At 75.2% G+C, this 17,924-nt stretch carries 18 protein-coding genes and 1 riboswitch; of the genes, 9 read left to right on the top strand and 9 right to left on the bottom strand.

Annotated elements, in window-relative coordinates; genetic code table 11:
* Positions 1 to 2: 2 nt before the first annotated feature.
* The 3 genes from O2W18_RS13025 to O2W18_RS13015 form a co-directional block, all read right to left on the bottom strand.
* Positions 3 to 743 carry an ATP-binding protein gene (locus O2W18_RS13025; RefSeq protein WP_269187950.1) on the bottom strand — a complete coding sequence of 247 codons (741 nt, stop codon included), beginning with the start codon at positions 741 to 743 and terminating at the stop codon, positions 3 to 5.
* 36 nt (positions 744 to 779) lie between these two features.
* Positions 780 to 1,472 carry a hypothetical protein gene (locus O2W18_RS13020; protein WP_269187949.1) on the bottom strand — a complete coding sequence of 231 codons (693 nt, stop codon included), beginning with the start codon at positions 1,470 to 1,472 and terminating at the stop codon, positions 780 to 782.
* A gap of 67 nt (positions 1,473 to 1,539) precedes the next feature.
* Positions 1,540 to 1,791: a DUF3253 domain-containing protein gene (locus tag O2W18_RS13015; RefSeq protein ID WP_269187948.1), complete on the bottom strand. Its 252-nt coding sequence runs from the start codon at positions 1,789 to 1,791 to the stop codon at positions 1,540 to 1,542.
* 45 nt (positions 1,792 to 1,836) lie between these two features.
* Between O2W18_RS13015 and O2W18_RS13010 the strand changes: the two genes are divergently transcribed.
* Together O2W18_RS13010 and O2W18_RS13005 are read left to right on the top strand one after the other, a co-directional pair.
* A complete protein-coding gene (locus O2W18_RS13010) occupies positions 1,837 to 2,787 on the top strand; it encodes an aldo/keto reductase (RefSeq protein WP_269187947.1) in 951 nt (316 codons plus the stop codon).
* 41 nt (positions 2,788 to 2,828) lie between these two features.
* Positions 2,829 to 3,347: a hypothetical protein gene (locus O2W18_RS13005; protein ID WP_269187946.1), complete on the top strand. Its 519-nt coding sequence runs from the start codon at positions 2,829 to 2,831 to the stop codon at positions 3,345 to 3,347.
* 7 nt (positions 3,348 to 3,354) lie between these two features.
* On the opposite strand, the gene O2W18_RS13000 is transcribed toward O2W18_RS13005, so the two are convergent.
* The 3 genes from O2W18_RS13000 to O2W18_RS12990 form a co-directional block, all read right to left on the bottom strand.
* On the bottom strand, positions 3,355 to 4,683 hold the full coding sequence (locus O2W18_RS13000) for a serine hydrolase domain-containing protein (protein WP_269187945.1): 1,329 nt from the start codon (positions 4,681 to 4,683) through the stop codon (positions 3,355 to 3,357).
* 27 nt (positions 4,684 to 4,710) lie between these two features.
* Entirely contained in the window at positions 4,711 to 5,058 is a 348-nt protein-coding gene (locus O2W18_RS12995; RefSeq protein WP_269187944.1) for a DUF3817 domain-containing protein, read from the bottom strand.
* Between the two features lie 171 nt (positions 5,059 to 5,229).
* Positions 5,230 to 6,405: a C40 family peptidase gene (locus O2W18_RS12990; RefSeq protein WP_269187943.1), complete on the bottom strand. Its 1,176-nt coding sequence runs from the start codon at positions 6,403 to 6,405 to the stop codon at positions 5,230 to 5,232.
* Positions 6,406 to 6,421: 16 nt separating this feature from the next.
* A riboswitch (cyclic di-AMP (ydaO/yuaA leader) is annotated at positions 6,422 to 6,577 on the bottom strand.
* A gap of 481 nt (positions 6,578 to 7,058) precedes the next feature.
* Between O2W18_RS12990 and O2W18_RS12985 the strand changes: the two genes are divergently transcribed.
* The 4 genes from O2W18_RS12985 to O2W18_RS12970 all read left to right on the top strand — a co-directional run bounded on the left by O2W18_RS12985 (position 7,059) and on the right by O2W18_RS12970 (position 10,256).
* Positions 7,059 to 7,517, top strand: coding sequence for a GNAT family N-acetyltransferase (locus O2W18_RS12985; protein ID WP_269187942.1), 459 nt, complete (start codon positions 7,059 to 7,061; stop codon positions 7,515 to 7,517).
* Entirely contained in the window at positions 7,514 to 9,082 is a 1,569-nt protein-coding gene (locus O2W18_RS12980; protein ID WP_269187941.1) for a phytoene desaturase family protein, read from the top strand. Before O2W18_RS12985 ends, O2W18_RS12980 begins: the two co-directional genes overlap by 4 nt.
* A 135-nt stretch (positions 9,083 to 9,217) precedes the next feature.
* On the top strand, positions 9,218 to 9,373 hold the full coding sequence (locus O2W18_RS12975) for a hypothetical protein (RefSeq protein ID WP_269187940.1): 156 nt from the start codon (positions 9,218 to 9,220) through the stop codon (positions 9,371 to 9,373).
* 49 nt (positions 9,374 to 9,422) lie between these two features.
* Positions 9,423 to 10,256 carry a YihY/virulence factor BrkB family protein gene (locus O2W18_RS12970; protein ID WP_269187939.1) on the top strand — a complete coding sequence of 278 codons (834 nt, stop codon included), beginning with the start codon at positions 9,423 to 9,425 and terminating at the stop codon, positions 10,254 to 10,256.
* Here the strand turns inward: O2W18_RS12970 and O2W18_RS12965 are convergent.
* Together O2W18_RS12965 and O2W18_RS12960 are read right to left on the bottom strand one after the other, a co-directional pair.
* Positions 10,246 to 11,103, bottom strand: coding sequence for a PPK2 family polyphosphate kinase (locus O2W18_RS12965; RefSeq protein WP_269187938.1), 858 nt, complete (start codon positions 11,101 to 11,103; stop codon positions 10,246 to 10,248). The genes O2W18_RS12970 and O2W18_RS12965 overlap by 11 nt on opposite strands.
* 9 nt (positions 11,104 to 11,112) lie before the next feature.
* Complete coding sequence (locus tag O2W18_RS12960) at positions 11,113 to 13,212, bottom strand: HelD family protein (protein ID WP_269187937.1); 2,100 nt, start codon at positions 13,210 to 13,212, stop codon at positions 11,113 to 11,115.
* Between the two features lie 102 nt (positions 13,213 to 13,314).
* On the opposite strand from O2W18_RS12960, the gene O2W18_RS12955 reads away from it, so the two are divergent.
* Positions 13,315 to 14,097 carry a PRC and DUF2382 domain-containing protein gene (locus O2W18_RS12955; RefSeq protein WP_269187936.1) on the top strand — a complete coding sequence of 261 codons (783 nt, stop codon included), beginning with the start codon at positions 13,315 to 13,317 and terminating at the stop codon, positions 14,095 to 14,097.
* A gap of 15 nt (positions 14,098 to 14,112) precedes the next feature.
* Here the strand turns inward: O2W18_RS12955 and O2W18_RS12950 are convergent, their stop codons facing one another.
* Positions 14,113 to 14,799 carry an alpha/beta hydrolase gene (locus tag O2W18_RS12950; RefSeq protein ID WP_269187935.1) on the bottom strand — a complete coding sequence of 229 codons (687 nt, stop codon included), beginning with the start codon at positions 14,797 to 14,799 and terminating at the stop codon, positions 14,113 to 14,115.
* A gap of 55 nt (positions 14,800 to 14,854) precedes the next feature.
* Between O2W18_RS12950 and O2W18_RS12945 the strand changes: the two genes are divergently transcribed.
* Both O2W18_RS12945 and O2W18_RS12940 read left to right on the top strand, forming a co-directional pair.
* Positions 14,855 to 15,880, top strand: coding sequence for a zinc-binding dehydrogenase (locus O2W18_RS12945; protein ID WP_269187934.1), 1,026 nt, complete (start codon positions 14,855 to 14,857; stop codon positions 15,878 to 15,880).
* Positions 15,881 to 16,080: 200 nt separating this feature from the next.
* Entirely contained in the window at positions 16,081 to 17,910 is a 1,830-nt protein-coding gene (locus O2W18_RS12940; RefSeq protein WP_269187933.1) for an NAD(P)/FAD-dependent oxidoreductase, read from the top strand.
* The last annotated feature ends 14 nt before the right edge of the window (positions 17,911 to 17,924 follow it).

Here is a 17,924-nt window from a genome sequence, read left to right as displayed (position 1 = left end):
CCTCAGCCCGGAGCGCTGCCGAGCAGGGTGCGGGTCATCGCGTTGCGGGTGTCGAGCAGCTCGTCCAGTGCGCCGGAGAGGTCGGCGGCCGACACGCTCAGCGGCCCGGTCGCGGTCCGCTGGGCCGCCAGCAACGCCGCCCGGCGCAGCAGCTCCTTGAGGAACGACGCCGTCACCCCCTCGGTCTGGGCCAGGACGTCGTCCAGCCCGCTGGTGTCGACCTCCAGCCCGCCCCGGTAGAGGTCGAACAGCGCGCGGCGGGCCTCGGCGTCGGGCAGCCGGAGCTCCACCGCCTGGTCCACCCGCCCCGGCCGGGCCGCCAGCGCCGGTTCGAGCAGGTCGGCCCGGTTGGTGGTCAGCACGAAGACGACGTCGGCGTCCTCGGCCAGCCCGTCCATCTCGTTGAGCAGCTGGAACAGCAGCGGGTGCTGGCCGGGGTGCATGCCGCGGTCCTCGGCGATGAGGTCGACGTCCTCGATGACCAGCATCGCCGGCGCCAGCGCCCGGGCCACCGAGCAGGCCTCGGCGATCAGGTGCAGGGCGTTGCCGGTCAGCTGCAGGACGGTCGTCCCGACCAGGGTGCTGGTCAGGTACCGCACCGTGTGGGTCTTGCCGACGCCGGGCGGCCCGTACAGCAGCACGCCGCGCTTGAGGTGCTGCCCGGCGGCCAGCAGCTGCTCCTTGTGCCGCGCCACCTCGACCACCTGGCGCTGCACCTCGGCGAGCGTGTCCGCGGCGAGCACCAGCTGGTCGGCGGCGAAGGTCGGCCGGCGGTGGAACTACAGCAGGGTCTGGCCGTGGCCGAACACCTCGGACCCGAAGGACAGCACCTGCCCGCGGAACACGTTCTGCGACATCGCCGCGGCGCGGATCTCCGTCGCGGCCCGCGCGGCCAGCTCCGGGTCGGTGCTGACCACCTGCACCGTGGTGGTGGGCAGCCCCGACTCCGGCTCCGGGCCGCGCACCAGGACGGCGGTGCGAGCCACCCCCTCGGTCACCAGGTAGACACCGCACCGCACGCACGGCCGGGACTCCCCGTCCGGGCCGGCCGCCCGGTTGACCCGGGACGCGTTCCCCGGCCGGGGCCCGTACGGCTCCTGGGTCTCCGGCCCCGCCGACAGCAGCTCGCCCAGCCCGAACGGCCGGTGCTGGAAGCCGACGACGCCGACCAGCTGCCAGGTGCGCCCCGCACCGGCCAGCCAGGTGTCCAGCCCGGCCTGGACGTTGACGTGCTCGTAGCCCGGCCAGGCCTCCTCGACGACGTCGAGCTCCGCGCCCGCCTGGCCGAGGTGGGCCAGCAGCAGGCCGGACAGCGTCGCCCGGTCCTCGGCGCGGGCGGCCCCGACCACCGCACGCACGCCCCGGCGGACCAGCTTGCCGACGTCGGCGAGCTCCGGCCGGGGTGCCGCGGGCGACGGCGGGTCGAGCTCGAGCCGGAGCTCCGATCGGTACGCCTGTCCGTCGACCGCCACGCTGCCTCTTCCCGTACGCCGGTGGAGACCGCACGCTAGCCACGTCCGGCCCGCGGGGACAGCCGTTTCAGCGGGGCCGGCGGACCCGCACCGGCCCGCGCGCGGTGCCGACGTCGACCACCTCGCCGGACTGGGTGACCTCGACCGCGCCCGCTCCGGCCAGCCGTCCGGCCGCTGCCCGGGCGGCGGGCATCAGGTCCCGCCAGCCCCCCGGGTCGATCGCCCGGGCGGCCTCCGACGGGCAGATCGAGGCACCGGGACGGCGCTGGTCCAGCAGGGCGCCGATGGTCTGCTCGAGCACCCGGTCGACGTCGTCCACCCGGTCAGGATGCCCCGGCCGCCGTCCGGGTGCTGGGATGGGCCCGTGCCCCACGACTCCCCCGCCCAGCTGGGTCTCGGCCTGGCCGCCGTCGGCCGGCCGGCGTACCTCACCCTCGGCCGGGACGCCGACCTGCCCGCCGACCGCTCCCCCGCCGTCCTCGAGGCGCGCACCCACGAGCTGCTCACCGCCGCCACCGCCCTGGGCGTCGAGTACGTGGACACCGCGCGGTCCTACGGACGGGCCGAGGAGTTCCTCGCCTCGTGGCTGCCCACCGCCGGGGCCGTCCCGTTCGTGGCGAGCAAGTGGGGCTACCGCTACACCGCCGACTGGCGGCCGGACGCCACCGTGCACGAGGTGAAGGAGCACACGACGGCCGCCTTCGAGCGGCAGCTGGCCGAGACGACGGCGCTGCTCGGCCCGTGGCTGCAGCTCTATCAAGTGCACTCGCTGACCGCCGACAGCCCGCTGTGGACCGACCGGCCGCTGCAGCACCGGCTGGCCCGGCTGCGCGCCGACGGCGTCGAGCTGGGCTTCTCCACCTCGGGGGCCGCCCAGGCCGACGCCGTCCGGCGCGGGCTGGAGCTGACCGTCGACGGCGCACCGCTGTTCACCAGCGTGCAGTCGACCTGGAACCTGCTGGAGCCCTCGGCCGGGCCGGCGCTGGCCGAGGCGTCGGCCGCCGGCGCCCGGGTGGTCGTCAAGGAGGGCGTGGCCAACGGCCGGCTGACCGACCGGGGCGCAGCGCCGGACTCCCCGCTGGTCGCCGCGGCTCGCGAGCGCGGGGTGGGGGTGGACGCCCTCGCGCTGGCGGCGGCGCTGGCCCAGCCGTGGTGCGACGTGGTGCTCTCCGGCGCGGTGACGGTGGCGCAGCTGGCGAGCAACGCCGCCGCGCGCACCGTGGAGGTGCCCGCGGGTGACCTGCCGGCCACCTGGGTGCAGCCCGAGGAGCCGGGGGAGTACTGGGCGGCCCGCCGTCGGCTGGGCTGGCGCTGAGGCCGTTTCACCCGCCACGCACCCCGGGTAAGGGCGCGACCATGGCGAAGCGGACCTCGTTCGGGACGATCGGCAAGGGCAGGCGCGGGATCAGCACGCTGGGCTGGGTGCTCCGCGGGGCGGCCGCCGGCGCGGCGGGGACGACCGCGCTCAACGCCGTCACCTACCTCGACATGGTGGTGCGCGGGCGGGGCAGCAGCTCGACGCCGGAGCAGACCGTGGAGAAGCTGGCCGACAAGGCGCACGTGCAGATCCCCGGGGACGAGGAGACCCGGCAGAACCGGGTCTCCGGGCTCGGCCCCCTGACCGGGCTGGCCGCCGGTGTCGGGACCGGCATCGTCGTCGGCCTCGCCCGTGCGGCCGGGTTCCGGTCCCAGCCGGCCGTGGGCACCGCGCTGATCAGCGCCGGGGTGCTGGTGGCCGCCAACGGCCCGATGACCGTCCTCGGCATCACCGATCCGCGCACCTGGTCGGCGAGCTCCTGGCTCAGCGACCTCGTGCCGCACGTCGCCTACGCCGTGGTCGTGAAGACGACGATGGACGCCTTCGACCGTCCCTGAGCGCGCGTCACGGCACCGTCCAGCCGCGTTCGTCGACCCCGCCGGGCACCGGGGCCTCGGGGTCGTAGGGCGTGCGGGTGAGCACGAACGTCGCCACGTCCAGGTGGTCGGGGGCGATCCGCAGCGTCTCGCCGGCGTAGTAGCCGTCCAGCCCCACCCACGTGCCGTCCTGGCGCGCAGCGAACCGGCTCGCCCGGCCGGGCCGGCCGGGCAGCGGCCCCAGGTGCAGCAGGCCACCGGGCTGCGCGCGCAGCACCAGCGGGGCCGGCCCCCAGAACCAGACGCCGAGCAGGTCCAGCGGCAGCGGGGGCGGGGACGGCGTCCAGGCGTCGACGACCCGTGGCTCGGCCGCCCGCAGGTCGGCCAGCAGCCCGGGCAGCAGCGGGTCGAGCCCGCTGGTCGTGTTGGCCAGCATGACCGCGCCGGCCTGCTCGGACCGGTCGACGAAGACCCCGGCCAGGAAGCCGGGCATCGACCCGCCGTGACCGACCAGGGTGTGCCCGTCGACCCGCAGCACCTGCAGCCCCAGCCCGTAGGCCGACCACCCGGACACCGAGGGGTCGACCCCGGCCGGCACGGTCATCTCCTCCAGCGTCGCCGGGGAGAGCACGTCGCCGGTGTCACCGAGCAGGAAGGCGGCGAACCTGCCGAGGTCGGCCAGCGTCGCCCACAGCTGGCCGGCCGCGGCCATGACCCCGGCGTCGTGCTCGGGCTCGGGCAGGACGACGTCGGCCCAGGGGTGCACCGCCGAGCCGCGCGCCGCCCGGCCGGTGGGCCGCGGGGTGGTGCGGTCCATGCCCAGGGGCAGCAGCACCTCGTCACGGACCACCTCCGCCCAGGGCCGTGCACGGTGCCGGGCGACCACCTCGCCGAGCAGCCCGAAGCCCAGGTTCGAGTAGTGGAAGCGCCGCGCGGAGCCGAGGACGACGTCGTCCTCGGTCAGCCGGAGCTCGGCCAGCGATCCGCCAGGAACGCGCTCCCACCAGCCGCCGGGGCTCTCCGAGCTGGCGCCGGCGAGGTGGGAGAGCAGCTGCCCGACGGTGCGCTCCCCGAACGGCGTACCGGGGACGTGCTCCTCGAGCAGGTCGTCGAGCCCCAACCGGCCCTCGTCCCGCAGCCGCAGCACGACCAGGGCCGTCACCGTCTTGCTGATCGAGCCGAGCCGGTACTGCACGTCGGCATGCGGCTCGCCGACGTCCCCGCGACCGGCCGACCAGGCCAGCCCGCCGTCCCGGACGACGCCCGCGACCAGGCTGGGCGCCCGGCCGTCACGCTGGACCCGCGCGGTCCGGGCCAGCAGCGTGCGGGCGGTGGCGGGCAGGACGGGCAGGGTCATCGCGCGCTCCGCCGGGTCATCGGGCGGTCAGCCGGCCCGGGCCGGCGTGGCGGCGTCGACCGGCAGCCGGCCGGAGCGCCGGGCCCAGCGCTCGAACCAGATCGTCACCAGCGGCGGCACCGAGGCCGCCAGCGCCAGCAGCCCGGTGGCCGGGGTCCAGCGGAGCACCCGCCAGGCCACGAGCGTCACGGCGACGTAGCCGACGAACACGGCACCGTGGACCGGCCCGAAGACCTGCACGCCCAGCTCGGAGGCGTCCAGGACCCGCTTGACGAACATGCCGGCCAGCAACAGCACCCAGGAGACGGCCTCGGCGATGGCGACGGCGCGGAAGACGCGGGCGACCCTCCTCGGGTCGGTCAGTGCGGCGGGCACGGTGCTCCTCGGGGTGGGACGTCGGTGGGCTCTGCTCCATCGTGCCCGGCGGGACGAGGCAGCGGCGCAGACATCGGGGTGACCGTCGCCACCGGGGATCGGCCGGCGGCCCTGGACGCGACGGTGCCCCGGCCGCCGTGAGGCGACCGGGGCACCGTCGTGCGGCGTGCGTCAGCCGACGCGGCGCATCGCGGTGATCGGGCTGACCGCGTCGATGGGGGCGACCTTGACCACGTCACCGGACGTGGGGGCGTGCACCATCTGGCCGTTGCCGATGTAGATGCCGACGTGGCTCACCGGGCTGCGGAAGGCGATGATGTCGCCGGGCTGCAGCTCGGCGCGGGAGACCGCGCGACCGACCGTCGCCTGCTGGCTGCTGCTGCGCGGGAGGTTGACCCCGGCGGCGGCGTAGGCGTACTTGACCAGGCCGGAGCAGTCGAAGGAGCCCGGGCCGTTGCCGCCCCACACGTAGGGCTTGCCGCGCTGGGCCATGGCGGCGTTCACCGCGGTGGCGGCAGCGCCGCTGCCGGCCACGACCGGCGCGGACGGCGCCGGGGCAGCCGCCGCGCTGGGCGCGGACGAGCGGGCGGGGGCGGGAGCCGGGGCAGCGGTCCGCTCGTCGCGCGAGGCAGCCTGGCTGCTGCGCTCGGCCGCGGCGGCCGCCTGTGCCTCGCGCTCGGCTGCGGCCCGAGCCGCGGCGGCCGCGGCCTGCTGCTCGGCGAGGATCCGGGCGCGCTCGCGCTCCTCGGCGGAGAGCCGGTCGTACTCGGCCTGGTACTCGGCGATCTGCTCGTTCAGGTCGGCCTGCTGGGCGGCGACCTCGGTGACCTGGGCCTCCGCGTCGGCGGCGGCCTTCTCGGCCGCTGCCTTCGCCTCGTCGGCAGCGACGCTCGCCTGCTGCGCGACGCCGAGGACCTCGTTGTTGTGCCCGGCGATGCTGTCCAGCGTGCCCATCCGGTCGAGCATCTCGTCGGCGGAGGAGCTGGTGAGCATGGCCTGCAGCGAGGAGAGCTGCTCACCGGTGAAGGCGCTGCGGGCGACCTGACGCACGTGGTCGCGAGCCTCGACGACGGATGCCTCAGCGGCGACGAGCTCGGCGGCTGCGGCGTCCGACTCGGCCTTCATGCTGGTCAGCAGGTCGGTCGCCTCGTGCATCTTCTCGGTCACGACCTCGAGGTCGTGACCGCGGGCGGCGATGAGCTCGGCCGCCTCCTGCGAGGTGGTGGGGGTTTCGGGAGCCGCCAGGGCGGGCACCGGGGCGAGGGCGACCCCGCCGGCGACGACCAGGGTGAGCAGGGCCCGTCGGCCGTTGCGGCCACGACGGACAGAGGTGTGCGAACTCGCCATGTTCGGCGGGTGTGTCCTTTCTTCCACCTGCCGCCTACCGAGTTAGCTGACGGGTTCGGGCGGGAAGTCGCCCGGCTCCTCGGGCCCGCGAACGGGCCGTGCGGAGCTTCACCCCAGTGCTGCGGTGGGTCCCCGGTCCACGAGCCCGCGAGTGTTGCGGCGAGCCGTGTGGTTCGGCGGCGGCCCTGTCGGTCGTCACCCGGGTGGGCGACTGCGCTGCCCGTCAGGACCGCTGGTGACCGTACGTGCGTTATGTGCTCGTGACAAACGGCTGGGGCACATTTGTGCAGAAACTCCCGGCGTGTGCTGCAACACGCTCACCGAGGGTGACAGGCTCGCCGGGTGCAGGGCCGGGCCGCCGGGAATTCTGTCTCGTACTGCTCCGCCGGACGAGCGACACGCGACCCGACCTGGTCGCCGAGGCGTTGCCCCGACTGGGTGCCGACCGGGCCGGGGCGCGTCTCGCGCACCGTCGCTGGCGAGCTCTCCATCACGCAGAGCGAGCGCCGCGTGTGCTCTCGCTGCGGGTGGCCGTACTGGGCCCCGTGGACCGGATGGAGGGCCGGCGGTTCGGTGACGTGCACCTCACCGTCCGGCCCCGTTCGTCTGGGGGCTGCGGCAGCGGGTGGACGACCGCCCGCCAGGATGACCCGGTGCCGATCCTCTCCACCGCCTCCTGGGACGACCCGGACGTCACTGCCCTGACCGCCGCCCAGCAGGTCGAGCTGCGGGCCCGCTACGACGGCGCGGGAGAGCCGGGCGTGCCACCGTCGGCCGCCGACGTGGCCGTCGTGCTGCTCGCCCGGGACGACGACGGCGCGCCGATAGGCTGCGGCGCGCTGCGGTCGCTCGGGGACACCGAGGCCGAGGTCAAGCGCATGTACGTCGTCCCGCCGGCGCGCGGTCGCGGCGTCTCCCGGCTGCTGCTCGCCGGCCTGGAGGCCGAGGCGCTGCGCCGCGGGTGGACGACGGTGCGCCTGGAGACCGGGGTCCGGCAGCCGGAGGCGGTCGCGCTGTACACGTCGGCGGGCTACCGACCGGTCGAGGCGTTCGGGCACTACATCGGCGCCGACGACCCGTACGCCGTCTTCTTCGCCCGGGAGCTGGCGTGAGCACCCCCGGCACGACCACCGCGGCCCGGTACGACGCGATCGTGGTGGGCGGCGGCCACAACGGGCTGGTCGCCGCCGCCTACCTGGCCCGCGCCGGCTGGTCGGTGCTGGTGCTGGAGCGGCGGGCCGTGCTCGGCGGCGCCGCGGTCAGCGAGCAGGTCTTCCCGGGCGTCGACGTCCGGCTGTCGGCGTACTCCTACCTGGTCAGCCTGCTGCCCGACCGGATCGTCGCCGACCTGGCGCTGCCGATCACCCTGGTCGACCGCGCCGTCGCCTCGTACACCCCGGTGCGCCGCGGCGGCGCGGCCACCGGGCTGCTGGTCGAGCGGGACGAGGGGCCGGAGACGGCGGCCTCCTTCCGGGCTCTCACCGGCTCGGATGCCGAGTTCGCCGGCTGGCAGCGGTTCTACGGCCGGCTGACCAGCCTCGCCGAGGACCTGGCCCCCACCCTGACCGGCCCGCTGCCCAGCGAGGCCGAGCTCACCGCACGCCTGCGTGACCCGGGGATGTGGCACGACCTGCGGGAGCGGCCGCTGGCCGACGTCGTGGCCGACCACCTCACCGACGACGACGTCCGGGGCATCGCGCTCACCGACGGGCTGATCGGCACCTTCGCCGACGTGCACGCCGCGGACGGCTTGGCCGGCCGGTGCTTCCTCTACCACCTCGTCGGCAACGGCACCGGTCGCTGGCGGGTGCCGGTCGGTGGCATGGGAGCGGTCAGCGGTGCGCTCGCCGACGCGGCCCGGACCGGGGGCGCCGCACTGCACACCCGCGCCGAGGTCACCGCGGTCGAGACCCGCGCCGACGGGGTCACCGTGCACTGGACCGACGCCGACGGGACGGCGCACGCCGCCGACGCCGGGCACCTGGTCAGCGGCGCGGCCCCCGCCGTGCTCGACGAGCTGCTGGGCACCGCCCCGGCACCGCGGCCGTCGGGGTCGCAGCTGAAGGTCAACATGGTGCTGAGCCGGTTGCCCGGCCTGCGGTCGGGCGCGGACCCCCGCCGGGTCTTCAGCGGGACCGTGCACGTCGACGAGGCCGCCGGTCAGATCGACGCCGCGTACGCGCAGGCCGCAGCCGGGCGACTGCCCGAGGTGATCCCGTTCGAGGTGTACTGCCACTCCCTCACCGACCCCTCGATCGTCGGCGGCACCGGGCTGCACACCCTGACGCTCTTCGGGCTGCACACGCCGGCCGAGCTCTATGCGGCCGACCCAGCCGGCACCCGGGCCGAGGCGGTGCGCCGGGTGGTCGCCCAGCTGGACGGGCACCTGACCGAGCCGCTGACCGACTGCCTCGCCACCGACGGCGAGGGGCGACCGTGCCTGCAGGCGTCCTCGCCGCTGGACGTCGAGGCGTCGCTGGCGATGCCGGGCGGGCACATCTTCCACGGCGACCTGTCCTGGCCGGTCGCCACCGACCCGGCCGCCGTCGGCACCTGGGGAGTGGCCACGGCGCACCCGCGGGTGGTCGCCGCCTCCTCGGGCGGCACGGTGCGCGGTGGTGCGGTCAGCGGCCTGGGCGGCTTCGCGGCGGCGCAGCACCTGCTCGGCGGTCGCTGACCGGAGTGGGCCACCCCGGCAGGCGTGAGCGTCCGTGGAAGTGGGCAGGCACCGGGCACAGCCGCCTGCTCGTCCGCGCAGGCGACGCCCCGGAGGCAGGTGCTCCGCGGCGCGTACCGACCACGAGGAGGACCGATGAGCGAGGGACCCGACGGCCGATCCGACCGGCCCGGTCAGGGCAGGATGCCGAAGAACCGGGCACGCCTGCTGATCGTCGGCACCTTCGTGCTGATCCTGGTCGTGATCTTCACCTACATGCTGGTCCTGGGCTCGGCGAACTCGGTGCCGTGACGGGGCGCGCCGCCGAGCGCACCCGGTCCCGACCTGATCACATGACCTGATGCAGGTGGCTGAGGAGGCGCGCGGCCTGCTCCAGGCGATGCGGGCCCGGATGCGCCAGCGGGACACCGCTCTCATCGCCGCCGGGCTCACCTTCTACGCCGGGATCGCCGTCGTCCCGGCGCTGGTGCTCTCCCTCGGCCTGACCAGCTGGCTGGCCGGTGCCGACACGGTGCGCGACCTCACCGACCGGCTGTCCGAGGTGCTGCCCGGCGCGCTGGGCGCCCCGGCAGCGGTGCAGCGGCTGGCCGAGGCGGGCACGGGGCTCAGCGTGGTCGGTGCCCTGCTGACGCTGCTGCCGATCTCGCTGTACGGCGAGGGGCTGCGCCGGGCCCTGCTGCGCTTCAGCCCGGCGCACGACCGGTTCACCGCCTGGCGGGGCCGGGCGCTGGCCCTGCCGCTGCTGGTGCTGGCACCGCTGCTGCTGTACCCGCTCCTGCTGGTCGCGGGGGTGCTGGCGCACCTGGCCGAGACCCCGGGGTTCGCCGCAGCGGTCGGCGGGTTCGCCGCCGGCTACTACTCCGTGCTGTTCGCCCTCACGCTGCCGCTGGCGTGGACATTCCGGGTGGTCGCGGTCAGCCGGCTGGGCTGGCGGGCCGTGGTCGCCGGGGCGCTGTTCACCGCCGCCTGCCTGTCCGGGTTCCTGCAGGGGTTCGTCCTGTTCCTGGCCCTGCCGCTGGACCTGGGGGCCCCGTTCGGCGGGCTCACCGTGGTCGGCGGGGTGATCGCCATCGGGTTCTGGCTGTTCCTGCTGCAGTTCGTGCTGATCGGCGGCTGGCTGTTCACCCAGGCCCTGGACGAGCGCCTCACCCGCGGGACGCCGTTCACCAGCTGATCGGGTGCTCCTCGATCAGCCGGTCGCGCTGCTCGTCGACGTCCCAGGGCGGCTCCGGAAGCCGGGGCTGCAGCTCGGTCAGCGTCTCCAGCAGCAGTCGGCCGACCGCCCAGTTCCGGTACCACTTCCGGTCGGCCGGGACGACGTACCAGGGCGCCGTGTCGGTGTCGGTGCGCGCCAGGGCGGTGGCGTACGCCTGCTGGTACTGCGGCCACAGCGCCCGCTCGTCGACGTCCGCGGGGTCGAACTTCCAGCGCTTGCTGGAGTCGTCGAGCCGGGCCAGCAGGCGCTGCTTCTGCTCCCACGGCGACAGGTGCAGGAACACCTTGACCACGGTGACGTCGTCGGCGACGAGCTGCCGCTCGAACCGCACGATCTCCCGGTAGCGGCGCTCGATCACCTCCGGGGTCGCCAGCTCCCGCACCCGGCCGATCAGCACGTCCTCGTAGTGGGAGCGGTCGAAGACGCCGACCTTCCCCGGCCCGGGCAGCGCCCGGCGCACCCGCCAGAGGAAGGAGTGCCGCAGCTCCTCCGGCGTCGGCTTGCCGAAGCTGGTCACCGTGACCCCGTGCGGCTCCATCGCACCGACCACGTGCTTAACCACCCCGCCCTTGCCGCTGGTGTCCATCCCCTGCAGCACGAGCAGCACCCGCCGCCGACTGCCGCCGCCGCTGCCCTCCGCGTACAGCCGCTGCTGCAGCTCGGCGAGGCGGGTCGCGTCCACGCGGGTGGCCTCCCGGGTGGCCTCCTTGTCCCCCGGGGCCAGCGGGGCCGACCGCGGGTCGACCTCGCGCAGCTCGATCGGGGCGGCGGGAGCACGCAGGGCGCGGCGCAGGGAGTCGGGCACGCCGGAAGCCTAGGGACGCCGACCTGCCGGCCCGGCCACAGGTTCCCCGGTCAGCAGCTCGGGGAGCTCGCCGCGGTGCAGCACGACCAGGCTGCTCACCGCCCGGGTGAGGACGACGTAGAGCCGGTGCAGCCCGCGGGGTTCCGCGGCGACGATCGCGGCCGGCTCCACCACCACGACGTGGTCGAACTCCAGCCCCTTCACCAACCCGGCCGGGACGACGGACACCCGGGCGGGCGCGGCACCGTCGTCGGCGAGTGGCACCACGTCCAGTCCCGCCGCGGCGAGCATCGCGACCACCTCGGCGACCGAGGCGTCGGCGCAGACCACCCCGGTCGAACCGGCGGTGGCCGCCAACTCGCCGACCACCTCGGCCAGCGGCCCGGCCAGCGTGCCGACGGGCCGCAGCTGCAGGGCACCGGGCTCCCGGCGAGCTGCGGTCGCCGGGGCCAGCCCGGGGGCGATCGCGGGCAGCAGCCGGTTGGCGAAGTCGAGCACCTCCCCCGGCACCCGGTAGCCCCGGGTCAGCGGCCGCACGGTCGTGGCCGGCCGGCCGAGCGCCGCCAGGGTCTGCGCCCAGTCCGCCACCGACCAGGGGCTGGTGGCCTGGGCCAGGTCGCCCAGCACGGTCAGCGAGCCCGCACCCAGCCGGCGGGCGATGGCACGGCACTCCATCGGCGAGAGGTCCTGCGCCTCGTCCACCACCACGTGCCCGTAGCCCGGGGTCCGGTCCAGCATCCCGGCCACCTCGTCGACCAGCACCGCGTCCGCTGCCGTCCACCGCGCGGCGCGCACCGACCGCGGTGCGCGGGGCCAGTGCAGCAGTGCCTGCTCCTCCTCGGTCAGCACGCCGCGAGCCGCGCGGGCCAGCCGCTCGGGGTCGGTGAACAGGTCGTGCACCAGCCCGGCGGCGTCCACCGCCGGCCAGACGGCGTCGCAGAAGGCCCGCACCTCGGCGCTTCGGGAGGTCCGGCGCGTCTCCGCGTCGGACGGGCTCCCGCCGCCGGCCTCCTTCAGCCGCCGGGCGTACTCGGCCAGGGACATCGCCAGCCGCTCCCGGCCGGCGGCGTAGTGCACCAGCTGCTGCTCGTCGACGCCGCTGGTGCCGGCCCGGCGCAGGTCGTCCACGAACCGCTTGAGCCGGTCCTCCCCGATCCGGTACTTCCGGCCGGCCAGCGCCACCTGCACCGAGTCCACCGGCTTGCGGATGCCGCCCCACAGCGCCCGGCGCAGCACGTCCGCCATCCGCGGGTCGCCCTTGAGGACGGCGACCGCCGGCTCGTCCTGCGCGCGGACCGTCACCCGGGCGGTGAGGCTCGCGACCGTCGCCTGGTCGACCTCGACCTCGCCGAGCGCGGGCAGCACCTGCTCGATGTACCGCAGGAAGGCCCGGTTCGGCCCGACCACCAGCACGCCCGTGCGGGCCAGCTGGTCGCCGTGCGTGTAGAGCAGGTAGGCCGCCCGGTGCAGCCCGACCGCCGTCTTGCCGGTGCCGGGGGCACCCTGCACGCAGATCGACTCGGCCAGCGGCGCTCGGACGATGTCGTCCTGGTCGGGCTGGATGGTGGCGACGATGTCGCGCATCGGGCCGCTGCGCGGGCGCTCGATCTCCTGACGCAGCAGCTGGGAGGCCTGACCGGCGTCCTCGCCGTCGGCGAGCCGCTCGTCCTCGTAGCTGGTCAGCTCCCCGCCCGCGAACCCGAAGCGGCGGCGGCGCAGCAGACCCTGCGGATCAGCGGCGCTGGCCTGGTAGAACGGCCGGCTCATCGGCGCACGCCAGTCGATGACCACCGGGTCGCCGACCGCGTCGCGCACGTGGCGGCGGCCGATGTGGAAGCTCTCCGGGCCGGTGTCGCCGGCGCCGTCGGTCCGGCCGAAGAAGGCCGGGACTCCCGGGTCGGCGGCGAGGGCGAGGAGCCGTTCGGCCCGGGCGGCACCGAGCCGTTCGGAGGCCCAGGCGTCGACGCCGGCGTCGGTCACCGAGACGGCGGCGGCGCGCATGGAGGTCAGGCACTCCGCCGCACGGAGCAGGTGGTCGCGCTCGGCGGTGAGGACGGGATCGGTCGGGTCGGCGGCGGGGGAAGGGGCCGGGGCGGACGGCACGGACACGGTCGGAGGACGCTACGCGCGGTCCGTGCCCGGCTCAACCGACTTCTCGCACGACCCGCCGGGCGATGTGTAGACCAGCGCCTTCCGGATCACCCACCTGGCATGGCCAGTGACCCGACTCCGCCCTCTGTCATCGGGGCGATCGCCCACGACCGCGACGGGAAGCCGCTGGGCACGATCACCGCGGTCTACCTCGACGACGCCACCCAGCAGCCCACGTGGGTGGGCCTCACCCCGGGGACGCACGCGGCGCCGGACACCGACGAGGTGCCGACCATCGCCCCGGTCGCCGGGTCCGAGTTCACCGACGGCCGGCTGCAGCTGGCCGTCGACTCCGCCGCCGTCGACACCGCCCCCCGGGCCACCCGAGCGGACCACCTGAGCCCGGACGAGGAGTCGGCGCTGCTCGAGCACTACCGCGAGCCGGCCACGGCCCGGAGCCGGGCCACACCCCCCGCCACACCCCCTGCCACGGTGCCGACCCGGACCGGTGACGGCGACGGCGCGATGACCCGCGCCGAGGAGCAGCTGGACGTCACCACCGTGGTCGAGCCCTGGACGCGGGCCGTGCTCCGCATCGAGGAGGTCAGCGAGGAGGTCCTGGTGCCGGTGACGATCACCCGGCAGCGCGCCCGGATCGAGCACCTCCCGCTGGCCCACGGCGATCGCGAGGCAGGCCAGGACTCCTCGTCGGGAGAGCGCCAGCCCTCCCGGAGCACCGGGTGGGTCACCCTCTACGCCGAGGAGCCCCGGGTCTCCCTGGAGCGGGTGCCGGCCGAGCGGGTGCGGCTGACCACCTCCTGGGAGACCGAGCAGTCGACGGTCACCGAGCAGTTGCGGCACGAAGAGGTCGAGCTCACCACCGACGACACGCCCCGCAGCTGAGCGGGGCCGCCCCGGTCAGCCGGCCGGGGCGCCGAGCCACCAGTCCAGCCCCGCGGTGACCAGCTCCGGGGTGATCACGTGCCCACCGGCGAACTCCTCGTAGGTCACGTCGTAGCCGTCGGCGAGCAGTTCGGCGGAGACCCGACGCCCGCACCGGTCCACCGGCAGCACCGGGTCCGCGCTGCCGTGGCTGAGCCAGAACCGGGGCCGGCCGTACCGGCCGGGCGAGGAGACGAAGCCCGGGGAGAAGGCCAGCACGGTCTCGGCCAGGTCGCCGTTGGCCACGCCCAGCGACAGCGCGTACGAGCCGCCGTCGGAGAACCCGGCCACCGCCACCCGGCTCACCGGGCAGGTGGCGAAGACGTGGCCGAGCGCCGCGTCCAGGACGGCGACGTCCCGGCCCAGCCCGCCGGCGATCAGGTCCCAGGTGGTGGCCACCGACGTCGGGGCGAGCACGAGCACCCCCCGGTCGGTGGCCGCCGTGCCGACCGCGGCCAGCGACTGCTCCGCCGTGCCGCCGGCACCGTGGAAGAACACCAGCAGGGGGCGCGGCTGCGGGTCACCGGCCGGGACGGCGAGCAACGCCTCCGCTCCCGGCCCCAGGTCGAGCCGGGAGACCCCCGGGACGGGTGCGGGGCCGGTCGGGTGCGGGTCGGGGCGGCTGTCGAGGCGGCCGTCCGCCGCTCGTGAGGAAGGAGACACCGCGCTCCCCTACCCCCGGACGGCGGACCTGCACGGCCGGGGGCAGGGTGGGGTGATGGCCGAGACGATCCCTGACTCCATGCTCGCCGGGCGGCTGAACGTCCGGACCCGCGACTTCGCCGTCACCGAGGTCCCCGTGCCGACCCCGGGCCCCGGCGAGGTGCTCGTCCGCGTGCACGCCGCCGGCGTCTGCCTGTCCGACGTGCACCTCATCGAGGGCGAGCTGACCCCGCTGTTCCTGCCCGGTGACATGGTGACCCTGGGCCACGAGGTGGCCGGCACCATCGCGGCACTGGGCCCGGGCGTCACCGGCTGGGCCGACGACCAGCGAGTGCTGCTGCAGGCCGGGGAGGAGCGGCACGGCGTCGTCCACACCCGGGGCGTCGACTACGACGGTGGGTGGGCCCAGTACGCCGTCGCCCGGGCCGACACGCTGGTCGCCGTCCCCGACGACCTGCCGCTGGAGCAGGCCTGCATCGTGCCCGACGCGGTCTCCACCCCGTGGGGGGCGATCACCGCCACCGCCGGGGTCCGGCCGGCCCAGCCGGTGGGCGTCTGGGGCATCGGCGGGCTGGGCGCGCACGGCGTGCAGCTGCTCCGGCTGGCCGGGGCGGCGCCGATCATCGCCGTCGACCCGGTGCCGGCCGCCCGGGAACGGGCGCTGCAGTTCGGCGCGGACGTGGCCTTCGACCCCGCCGCCGACGACCTGGTCGACCAGGTGCGGGCAGCGACCGGTGGGGCCGGGCTGGCGTTCGCCTTCGACTTCGCCGGGGTCGCCGAGGTGCGCGAACAGGCGGTGCGCGCGCTCGGCGTGGGTGGCGCGCTGGTGCTGGTCGGGCTGACCAGGCAGCCGCTGACGATCAAGGACGGGACGGCGTTCAGCTACTTCGGCCAGAAGGTGCTGGGCCACTATGGGTCGATGCCCGAGCACGTGCTGGAACTGGTGCAGCTGGTGCGCCACCACCGGATCGACTTCGCCCGCTCGGTCAGCGCCACCCTGCCGCTCAGCGAGGCGGCGACAGCGGTCGACCGGCTGTCCCGCAAGGAGGGCGACCCGATCCGACTGGTCCTCCAGCCCTGACCCGCGAGAGGGGCCAAAGTCGCGACTTTGGCCCTTCTCGGCGTCACTGGATGTGTCGCGGGTCACACGGACGGTGGCGACGCTCGACGGGGGCGGAGCGGACACCGGGGCAGCTCTCTCATCGGGTGGCGGCAGGGTGGTCAGCTGCTCGCGGACGCCGGTCGCGGCGGCCACTCCTCCGACGACGCAGGAGCCGCACGGTGACCCAGACCCTGGACCCGACCGACACCCCGACCACCGGAGCGGACGACCCGGGCAGCCGGGTCGCCGCCTGGCTGGAGGCCTTCCAGTCCGCGCTGACCGCCCGGGACGTCGACCGGGTGGTCGAGCTGTTCGCCCCGACCTGCTTCTGGCGCGACCTCGTCTCGTTCAGCTGGAACATCACCACGGTGGAGGGGCACGACGGCGTCCGTGACCTGCTGGAGGCCACGCTCGACCGCACCGACCCGCAGGGCTTCACGGCCGCCGAACCGCCGACCGGCGCCGACGGCGTCGACGAGGCGTGGATCACCTTCGAGACCGCCGTCGGCCGTGGGCGGGGGCACCTGCGCCTGCAGGACGGGCGGGCCTGGACCCTGCTGACCACGCTGTACGAGCTGACCGGGCACGAGGAGCCGGCGCGCGACCGCCGGCCGAAGGGGGCCGAGCACGGCATCCACCGGGACCGGGAGACCTGGCTGGACCGGCGCGAGCGGGAGGCTCGGGAGCTGGGGTACCAGACCCAGCCGTACGTCCTCGTCGTCGGCGGCGGGCAGGGCGGGATCGCGCTCGGGGCCCGGCTGCGGCAGCTCGACGTCCCGACCATCGTGATCGACAAGCACCCCCGGCCCGGCGACCAGTGGCGCAGCCGCTACAAGTCGCTGTGCCTGCACGACCCGGTCTGGTACGACCACCTCCCCTACATCAGGTTCCCCGACAACTGGCCGGTGTTCGCACCCAAGGACAAGATCGCCGACTGGCTGGAGTCCTACACCCGGGTGATGGAGCTGAACTACTGGTCGAACACCCGGGCGATCAGCGCCACCTACGACGAGGCGGCCCAGGAGTGGCGGGTCACCGTCGAGCGGGACGGCGTGCCGGTCGAGGTGCGCCCGAAGCAGCTGGTGCTGGCGACCGGGATGTCGGGCAAGCCGAACGTCCCGGTGCTGCCCGGCCAGGACGTCTTCCGCGGCGACCAGCACCACTCCTCGGCCCATCCCGGCCCCGACGCCTACCGGGGCAAGCGCTGTGTGGTCATCGGCTCCAACAACTCCGCCTTCGACATCTGCGGGGCGCTGTGGGAGAACGGCGCCGACGTCACGATGGTCCAGCGCTCCTCGACCCACATCGTCCGGTCGGAGTCGCTGATGGAGATCGGGCTGGGTGCGCTGTACTCCGAGGAGGCCGTCGCCGGGGGCATGACGACGGAGAAGGCCGACCTCACCTTCGCCTCGCTGCCCTACCGGATCATGCACGAGTTCCAGATCCCGCTGTACGACCAGATGCGGGAGCGGGACGCCGACTTCTACCAGCGCCTCGAGGCCGCCGGCTTTGACCACGACTGGGGCGAGGACGGGTCGGGCCTGTTCATGAAGTACCTGCGCCGCGGCTCGGGCTACTACATCGACGTGGGCGCGGCCGACCTCATCGCGAACGGCGACGTCCGGCTGGTCAAGGGGCAGGTCGACCACCTGACCGAGGACTCGGTCGTGCTGGCCGACGGCACGCAGCTGCCGGCCGACCTGGTCGTCTACGCGACCGGGTACGGCTCGATGAACGGCTGGGCCGCCGACCTGATCAGCCAGGAGGTCGCCGACCGGGTGGGCAAGGTCTGGGGGCTGGGCTCGGACACCACCAAGGACCCGGGCCCGTGGGAGGGCGAGCAGCGCAACATGTGGAAGCCCACCCAACAGGAGGCGCTGTGGTTCCACGGCGGCAACCTGCACCAGTCCCGGCACTACTCGCTCTACCTGGCGCTCCAGCTCAAGGCCCGGCAGGTGGGCATCCCGACCCCGGTGCACCGGCTCCAGGAGGTGCACCACACCTGCTGAGCGGACAGGTGTCC

The sequence above is a fragment of the Modestobacter sp. VKM Ac-2983 genome, assembly GCF_026967885.1.
Taxonomy (GTDB): Bacteria; Actinomycetota; Actinomycetes; order Mycobacteriales; family Geodermatophilaceae; genus Modestobacter.
The sequence above is the reverse complement of the archived record's forward strand: the minus strand, read 5'-3'. Positions and strand labels throughout refer to the sequence as shown.